We start from the raw sequence: 9,010 nt of genomic DNA, 5'->3' as shown, positions 1-9,010 counted from the left end.
TATTTTTCGTGCCGGCAATGAACTTCTTTCTAAGGCCACCTGTCAGCGTCCGCAGGTCCTGACAGCGTGGACTTTCATGAAGACGCTGACAGGAACCAACATCCTTTGTTAGGCTGTCAGGTCATTTCTTGGTCTCGCAAGACATTGTATTTTTCTCACCGCTAATCAGTACAGAGATGGTTGATTTGTCCGTGAAGAAAAAAATTCCGCGATGTCACCAAAAAATACAATGTCTATAAAACCCTGTCCATCAGCCGGGACACAAACCAAACCGGCCCGAAAGATCCGCCGAATTTTGACAAGCAGGCCTCATGAAATACCACAGTTTTTTGACCATTTAAGAAACATAAATCTCATTTTCCATGAGTTGAAAACTTTCAGAAAATTCTAACAGAAGGTTTTTATTCTTATGCATATAATAACTAATAGTTTGTGATTAAATCACAATTAAAAAACTACAACAAAAACGTCTTTTTAAGAATCAATTGACTATGGAAGAGAAAAATCAATCAATCAAACCTTGGATAACACCCAAAATTTCAACTCTTTCAATCAAGAGTGGTACAGAGCAAGAGGTACCTGAGGCAGCAGATATATCTTAATAGAGCTGAGTTAAATTCAGCCATGTATAAAGTATTTGAATGGGGATAAGAAGCATCCTGCGTTTCCTTCCTTCAATTTGGAGGGTGCAAGCGTCTCGTTTGTACCCTAAGCCGATAGACGAAGCAAAATGGTGAACCGCTGAATCCACCGAATGCAGGCGGTAATTCTAAAAAAGAAACAAGAGAATCACCTACTTACATCAAGAGAGAGATAAATATTTTTAAAAAGAGCTGAGCTTTTCTGAAGACAGATGTTGCATGATGGAATAAGAGACTGGCAGCACAGCCGGGAAAAAATCATCAACGTCTAATAAAAAGTATCAGATTCTTATGAAAGTAGTATCCAAGTTATTCCTCTCCATTTTTTTATTGATCTTCTTACCCGGGTGCCCCAGTGATTCCGGTTCAGGAGACAATAAACTGTTTGAAGTCGGCTTTGAAAAGTTCGTACCGGTTGTTGAGAATGCAGACGGAACGTATAATGTAACCAATGGAGGCTTCAGGGCATATTTCAGTCCACAATCCGATGCTTCTTCTTATGAATTAACCGTTATTCGTGAAGATGGAACAAGGGGAAACACTGTAGTGAGAACGCCAGACGAGCTTGCCAAGGAAGATGGGCAACTTAAATATCAAGTGCGCATCGGCTCTATCCGATACTATCTCGGTGTCAATGAATCAGAGAAAAATGAAGCCGTCGATTTTTTCATGAATCAACTGGAAGAATCGAAAAATAATTATACCAGCCTGGAAGTAAAAGTAAATCAATAAACGGTCATTAAGGCAAACTCGCCTCAGGAAGTATTGTGAAGTTTCTGATTACCCCTATGAGTAACAAAGGTTCGTTGAGACTATGTTTGACCAACCCGTTTCAAGTCTGAATTAATTTAAGAAAGATGAGCCGATTGCTGATCTGTTGTTGCATCTATTAACAGAGACACTCAAAAATTCTTACCAGGATATCAAACAAATACACTCTTTATGATGAATCGAATGAAGTTCCGCACAAGTGTGAGACTAAGAATCCAACACTATTTTACAATATCGTTATTGATATTGATTCCGGCCGGGTTAATGATTTCATGCGGTGATAGTTCAACGAATGCTGACCCGGATTTGGGCTCGGTGGAAGTACAAATTGTAACCACCGGGGGAGACGACAATCCACCTGCATTTAGGGTGACTGTGCAGGGCAACGGTGCAAAAAATGTGGACGCCAATGACACGGGAACGTTCAATAATCTGGAGCCGGGAATGTATAGTGTTGAGCTTTCAGATATCGCAGATCACTGTACAATGAGCAGCGAGAATCCGCAATCTGTTGAAATTACCGGAAGTGAAACGCTGAGTGTTACTTTTGAACTTAACTGCATTGGTATTCTCAGGAATAAAATCGTATTCACCAGGTTTGAGAACGGAGCAGCAAACCTTTATAAATCGGATCCGGATGGAGAGAACATAACCCAGATAACAGATTTTGGGGTAGGCGATTACTGGAAAATTGCGATCTCCCCGGATGGCACAAAAATTCTGTTTGTTTCCGAAGGAGGTGGGTTTACAACATCACAAATTTGGGTGGTAAATGCAGACGGAGAAAACCTCGAGAATTTAACAAACGATGCCCAGCGGTTTCATGAGTTTCCCAGTTGGTCACCCGATGGATCTCAAATTGCCTATCATTCATATGTTCAAGGGGGTGAGGGAGATATTTTTATCATGAATGCGGACGGAAGCGGAAAAACCAATGTCACCAATACTCCAACAGGTGAGTGGTGGCCGGATTGGTCGCCGAATGGCAATACAATAGCATTTCATGTTTTTGAGACCGGAATTCCAGGATATATCAGTACGATAGGTATAGATGGAACAGGACGGTCGGTGTTGCTTCAGGATGATGAAGTTTCTTTTATGAATCCATCGTGGTCGCCGGATGGCAGTAAAATTGCATTTCGCAGTAACCTTGAATCCGAAATATCCTGGGAGATTTGTGTGGCTGATGCAGATGGTTCAAACCCGAATTGTCTTACTGACTTAAAAGATAACCAGGTTACACACCGCTTCCCGGCTTGGTCTCCCGATGGCAGTCGGCTTGTATTTGATTCAAACAGGGATGAAGATCTGAATTTTTATGACGTGTTCGTAATCAATGCAGATGGATCCGGTTTGAGAAATATTACGGCTGACAACGAAAGTTCATCCTATTTCCCGGATTGGTCTCAATTGGAGGAGTAAATCCTATTTTAATTTTGCTGGGTTAGGCTTTACGGATTGATCATATGTATCCAGCATCAGAACATTTTTCTGACTGTAACTCAGTATATATCAATGAAAAGACTTTAGCTTTTCGATACGTGACTTTTGAACAGTTTAATCTGCTCCGTACCGCTTTTGATAGATAAAGTAGTAATTGTTGGTTTTTTCCAGACGGGCTTATTTTTTTCTTGATTTTTCATTTTGAGAGATCTTTATTTTAATGACTATCGATTAAAATATATAAAATCAGGATTCTCACCAAAAATATAGGAGTCCATTATCGTCCTATCTCACTTAATTCCTTTAAATACCCTGTAAAATAAATACCCATAAATCGTTGGATGGCTTCTGAGTTTAGAGGGCATATCTGTCTCAATAGGATCCGGTAATTGTTGATGTTCGGTGTAGTAATCAAATACTTCCTGCAACCCTTTTAATGCGTAAGCCAAATGTAACGCATTATAGGAACAGAAATTATCAGCTGGAGTTACTGAAAAATAGATATGTTTTAAAATAGCCCCTGTGTCAATACCTGCATCAACTTTATGAATGGTTGAACCAATAAGGTGCTTGTTTCCATCACGCAAAGCCCAATAGCCACCGAAAACACCTCGATATAATGGCGTAATGCCTCCATGCATATTTATGAAAGGAGCATCTACTGCATCCATCAGATATTGTGGTATAATACTTACACAATTTAAAACAACTATATCGGGCTGTTGTAAATTGATGATTTTTGGAAGATTTTTATCGTGAATATTCGAGATCCACAAGTCCGGAGTCGTAGTCGAAACATTTAGATTAAATTCGTTGATAATTTCATCAATCCGGCCTTGAGTACGACGTTTTAAGTATTTTTTAAATTTTATGAACAGTTTTTGTCCCACCGCTTTTACAAAGCCATACCTCTTGTAACGGTTTTCGTTCATGTTTTGATAATCATTCTTTATTCGAATATCGAATAGGTCAACTACTTCATTAAGATAATTGACGACCATGTGGGAATGCGAACTTGAGCCGGTAAAAACAACGACTTTTAAGTTTTTATTCGAGCGGCTCATAAATTACCAGTAATGACTTTTTTACTTACAATTTTTCGCATTTCATCAATCTGAATCGAGATAGGCCTGTTAACCCGGAAAATTGAAATTTCATTACAGATAGCACTAATTTTCTTTAGATAGTCTGATTCGGCATCCGGCATGGCAAAAAGGTACTCCCTCCGGTAAATTTCCTGGTGCAGGTAGGAGAAAGCTTCCACTTTTTGAACCTTCTCAAAAGAAACCTCATCATCTTCGGTAACCTGCAGAATAAGAATTGTATGAAGAGGATATGCTTCTTCTCGGTTTGATTCGATCTCCAGGTAATATTTTTCATCCTCGGGACGAATTTTCGTCAAATCCTGTTTTTCTCTGCTAAGCTGCTGAAGGCTGTCGTCCCACAATTTAATTTTTCCCGACTTCGGCCAGATATGCGGTTTCTCTTCTTTGAACAGAATTGGAGTAACGTCATCCGTTAAAAAACCGGCGCCGTTTAAACAAAAAGAGGTGGTCAGGGATGATTTACCCGCCCCGGAATCTCCACAAAACATCACCCCGGAGTGATTAAAAATAAAGGAACTGCCATGCAGTGGTAGAATCTGCCGCTGATGAAGTATTGCCCCGTAGATTGATCCATTCATATAAAGCTCAAGAGAGGCTTCATCAGCTTTTTTGTCTGGAGAATATTCAATTCGATTGCCACCACCGGCATAAAAACTTCCGACATTTTCCACCGTCATCGAAAATTCAACTGGACTGATGCTCATCCAGTTGTTGGAATAGAGAGGATCTTCAATTTCCGGGATCTGATCAACCTGGTTGATTTTTACATCATCAAGCGGAAACGGGATTGCTTTATCAGATTGATTACACAATGAACTGTTGCTTTAAAATTTTATTCATAAATGGAAAGAATTTAGCAAGATGGGATGATCTTTTCGAATGAATTCTGTTGCATAACAGAATGAAAGCAAAATTAATGGCTTTCACCCAACTTCAAATAAACTCTTCCCAATATAGACAGGACTATCGAATGAAATTGATCAACCTAAAACAACAGAATAATTCAGCTCATCCGAAGAATTTCAGACAATTGTTAAAGAAAATAACAGGAACCGTTAGTTTGTTTTGTTCGATGTTTCTTCTTTTTTCTGCTTGTTGAGATGGAAACAGTACGGCATCAGAAATGGAAGAGCAGGAAGAGACAACAGATCAGACAAATGGATTGTTTTTAAGCTTGGGTAATGATGCCAACGGACTCTATTTACTGGATCCATCTGCCGGCAAAGCAGTCAGAGTTGGGGCGGGCGAAACTCCAGTTGGAAATAGCGGCGGCTTGGCGGCAAAAGGTGCCAATGAGCCACTGTATGGTGCAAGTGAATATGCATTGTATGAGGTTCAGAGAGACGGGAGCGGAGCTACATTAATTGGAGATCCATCTGGCCAGGCTTATACTGAAGGACTTACCTACAATCCTGAAGAAAAAATATTTTATGCCAGTTCGAATGGCTTTTTGCGCATTCGATCGCCCGAATCAGGTGAAACGATCGAGACAATACTGAGCCCTCCAAACCAGCCGGATATTGAAGGTTTGGCTTATGATCCTGAATCACAAATGTTGTATGGTTTGGCTCGCGGGAGTGAACAACAGACTGAATTCAGAAGAGGTCTCTACCGGCTCGATACTAAACTACCAAAAAATGAATGGGAGTGGAGCGAGATTGGGGATACCGATGGATTGTGGGCAGATGCCGGTTTAGCATTTGTACCAGAACTGGGAGTGCTTTTTGCGGTGGGCCGGATTGGTGACCCAGACGCAGTATTCAGTATTAATCCTGAAACTGGGAGTGCTACAAAAATCGGTAATACGGGGCTCGGAACCGCAAATGGAGGCCTGGCTTGGGTTCCGGTTGACTAAGTAAAAGAGTTATCTTGCTTGTTCGCTCGTAATTTCAATAAACTCTTCGTTATCCACCTGGGGACGGCCCTCGAAATTGGCAATGTTTACAGCTGAGTTGTAGATCAATCGAACCACCCTTGGGTATTTTTCGAAATCAACATCGTGAATTTCATCGCCGGGCTGATGATAATCTTCGTGAATACCTGTAAAGAAAAAGACGAATGGGACTCGTAATCGGCCAAAGTTCCAGTGATCACTACGCCGGTATATTTGAGTCGGATCATTCAGGTCGTTATATCCCCGGTCTAATGTCATGTTCACACTGTTGCTGTTTGCATCCATCACAAGGCTATCCAGTTGAGAGGAAATCAGATCACCTCCAATCAGGTATACGTAATCAGTATTTCCATCTTCAATATGATCTGGATCACTTCGGCTGATCATATCTGTATTGAGTGCGGCAACCGTCTGCTCAATCGGAATTGTCGGATGATCGGAATAGTATCGCGACCCCAGTAACCCGGATTCCTCAGCCGAAACATGCAAAAAGAGGATACTCCGCTTCGGTTTGAATCCATCTTCCGCAGCGTTTTGAAATGCATTGGCAATCGCCATCAATCCTGCGGTTCCGCTGCCGTTGTCGTCGGCACCGTTATAAATGTAATCACCTGTTTCGTCGGGTGAGCCCATTCCTACGTGATCGTAATGCCCCATAATCACAACCACCTCATCCTTCAGAATTGGATCAGCTCCCTCGAAATAAGCCACCACATTGTTGGTTTCAACTATTTTTTGCCCTTCGTAGGGATTGTAGTCCAGGTAGTAAGAGGTTTTTTGAGATCGAAAATACTGTAAATTTTCAATGGTATTTTGGCGTAGTTCTTCCAACCCTTGCTCTCCGTCGACATCTAATATTTCGGCCGCAAAATCAGGGCTGATATATGTATAGGCATAAGGCGGAGTGTAAGGGGACCGGCCATTACTCCGATAGGCGAGGGAAAGATTACCGGGTACGCTGATGGTTTGCGAACTCATCTCTGCCCTATCCTGAAATTTGGTTTGGGATTGACCTGGAATCAACAAAATACCGCTGGCACCATAATTCCGAATGAGTGTGATCAGACGATCTCTGGAATCGTAATTAGGGTTCACAAGAGTATCATCATCAACAACATGAGGAATCTCCTCAAAGATTAACACCCATTTCCCTGCAATCGAATCTCCTTCCAGGTTTCTAACACTGTTTAATGAATCATCCACTCCGAATCCTCCAAATACAATATCACCTGCAATGGGGCCCGCTCCGCCGGTGCCCCGTACAAATTCAGTATTGCCGCCTGTCGATTTCGTACTGTGGTTTACCAATAATGTATCGGCACCCTCTGTTCGATACGTTTTATAAACGAGGCTGTCTGTAACAGTGGCATTTAGTCCGAATGGCTGAAAGTACGTACCGTCTACCCCTTTTGGCTGCAGACCTGTTGATTCATAAAAATCCACAAGATAGTCGGCTGCTTTCTTCAGGCCCGGTGTGCCGGTATCGCGTCCACCAAGACTGTCGCTTGCCAAAAAGCTCAGGTGTTTTTTCAAAAAATCAACCGTGATTGTTTCAGAATACCGATAGAGCTCATCTGAATCTGTTGAGTAGCTCTGAGCGTTTATAATTGTTGGGATTGCTATGAGAATGGATAGCGATAGGAATAGATACTTCATGATGATTGTTCAACATTACTGCCCGTTCCAATAATTTCATCAACCGGTTTCAGGTCGATATAAAACTGGATAGGATCCTCGTTTTCTATAAATAAGTTTATTTGTTGTTCTTTTAACATCTCGAGAACTGCCAGGAATGTTACCACAACAACAGATTTGTTTCTCAGTTCTTTACAGATATCAAGAAAAGAACGCCGTCCCTTTTCCTGTAGTGTTTGCAAAATATATTCAGTCTGTTCTTCAACGGTATAACTGACTCTTTCAACTTTGTGATAGGTGTTCTGTCTTTTAATGTCTGCCAGAACTTTTCGGAAGGCCCCCATCAGGTCAAACAGTGTGACGTCTTTCAGCGCTTCGCCTGTGGCCTGTTTTTCAACCTCATCCGCTTCAGGATAGCCGCGATAATACTTCTTTTGGGTCTCTTCATCGATGATGGTCATCTTCTCCGCCATCTCTTTGTAGCGCTTATACTCCAGGAGTTTTTGAACCAGTTCGTAACGAGGGTCATCTTCATCAATTTCCTCTTCTTCATCGCCTTCAAACGGAAGCATCATTCGCGCTTTGATCGACATCAGCATACTTGCCATGTAGATGAATTCACTGGCAACATCGAGGTCAAGCTCTTCCATTAGCCGAATATACACGAGAAATTCATGCGTGATGTGAGAGATGGGGATATCGTAAATATTCAGCTCATCCCTTTTAATAAAAAAGAGGAGCAGATCTAGAGGGCCTTCGAAATTTTTTAACTGAACTCTGTACATGATAATAAATGATTAGACTGAAGATCGTAATTCACACACTCAAAACGAAATGACAACTCATTCAATGAAATGCAGTTGAATGAAATCTGCAACTGAACCTTTAGAGAAATTTTTTTGCAACAAAACCCGATCCGGTCCATCCTAATTACCCATGGTAGTATTAAAAAAATTAATATTAACCTGCATAGATATTTATTCCGTGATTTTTTGAATGCATTAAGTGATTTCTGTTTTGATCATAAAGAATATTTGTACAAATTAATTTGTATATACAATAAAAGGAGAACATTATGCACTCAGCAGCCAATTTATTCAGCCGGGAAATTACTCGCCATTTCGATTCATATTTTGAAGAGTACGATCTGGCAACATCGTACGTGGAGCTGCTCTTAATTTTATACGATCAGGATGAGCTTTCGCAAAATGACCTGGCTGAAGAGATGAAGCTCGCTCCTTCTACCATTACCAGATTTGTGAATAAGCTCGTAAAAAAGGGACTCATTCAAAAGAAAAAGGTTGGAAGAACGGCAGTGATCACGCTCAGCAAAAAAGGCGAGGATGAGTTACCAACTCTCAAAAGAGCTTTTGATAATGCAGTAAGTGACTTGGAAGCAATTCTCGGCAATAAATTTGTACATACAACAAAAGGGCTTTTGATTCACGGAACGGCCCTTTTAAAACAAAAGTAGAGCGATAAATTTGAACATCTTCTTATCAATACGCAAATTCGGTTAG

General features: G+C 41.0%; 8 protein-coding genes. 4 read left to right on the top strand and 4 right to left on the bottom strand.

Annotated elements, in window-relative coordinates:
• Positions 1–932 precede the first annotated feature (932 nt).
• The gene (locus L6773_RS17000) at positions 933–1,373 is read left to right on the top strand and encodes a hypothetical protein (RefSeq protein WP_237855664.1); all 441 of its coding nucleotides are present in this window, start codon (positions 933–935) and stop codon (positions 1,371–1,373) included.
• Between the two features lie 240 nt (positions 1,374–1,613).
• Positions 1,614–2,834 carry a TolB family protein gene (locus tag L6773_RS16995; RefSeq protein ID WP_237855663.1) on the top strand — a complete coding sequence of 407 codons (1,221 nt, stop codon included), beginning with the start codon at positions 1,614–1,616 and terminating at the stop codon, positions 2,832–2,834.
• Positions 2,835–3,145: 311 nt separating this feature from the next.
• On the opposite strand, the gene L6773_RS16990 is transcribed toward L6773_RS16995, so the two are convergent.
• A complete protein-coding gene (locus L6773_RS16990; RefSeq protein WP_237855662.1) occupies positions 3,146–3,919 on the bottom strand; it encodes a formyltransferase family protein in 774 nt (257 codons plus the stop codon).
• Positions 3,916–4,773, bottom strand: a complete 858-nt coding sequence (locus tag L6773_RS16985; RefSeq protein ID WP_237855661.1) for a P-loop NTPase family protein — start codon at positions 4,771–4,773, stop codon at positions 3,916–3,918. The genes L6773_RS16990 and L6773_RS16985 overlap by 4 nt, the downstream gene beginning before the upstream one ends.
• A 311-nt stretch (positions 4,774–5,084) precedes the next feature.
• Between L6773_RS16985 and L6773_RS16980 the strand changes: the two genes are divergently transcribed.
• Positions 5,085–5,816, top strand: a complete 732-nt coding sequence (locus L6773_RS16980; protein ID WP_237855660.1) for a hypothetical protein — start codon at positions 5,085–5,087, stop codon at positions 5,814–5,816.
• 9 nt (positions 5,817–5,825) lie between these two features.
• Here L6773_RS16980 and L6773_RS16975 read toward each other — a convergent pair whose 3' ends face one another.
• Both L6773_RS16975 and L6773_RS16970 read right to left on the bottom strand, forming a co-directional pair.
• Complete coding sequence (locus tag L6773_RS16975; RefSeq protein ID WP_237855659.1) at positions 5,826–7,511, bottom strand: M20/M25/M40 family metallo-hydrolase; 1,686 nt, start codon at positions 7,509–7,511, stop codon at positions 5,826–5,828.
• Complete coding sequence (locus tag L6773_RS16970; RefSeq protein WP_237855657.1) at positions 7,508–8,275, bottom strand: segregation and condensation protein A; 768 nt, start codon at positions 8,273–8,275, stop codon at positions 7,508–7,510. Before L6773_RS16970 ends, L6773_RS16975 begins: the two co-directional genes overlap by 4 nt.
• Before the next feature lie 290 nt (positions 8,276–8,565).
• Between L6773_RS16970 and L6773_RS16965 the strand changes: the two genes are divergently transcribed.
• Positions 8,566–8,964 carry a MarR family winged helix-turn-helix transcriptional regulator gene (locus L6773_RS16965; RefSeq protein WP_237855656.1) on the top strand — a complete coding sequence of 133 codons (399 nt, stop codon included), beginning with the start codon at positions 8,566–8,568 and terminating at the stop codon, positions 8,962–8,964.
• Positions 8,965–9,010 lie beyond the last annotated feature (46 nt).

This window comes from Rhodohalobacter sulfatireducens, from assembly GCF_022012475.1.
Classification (GTDB): Bacteria; Bacteroidota; Rhodothermia; order Balneolales; family Balneolaceae; genus Rhodohalobacter; species Rhodohalobacter sulfatireducens.
This window is presented reverse-complemented; position numbering and strand designations above follow the sequence as displayed.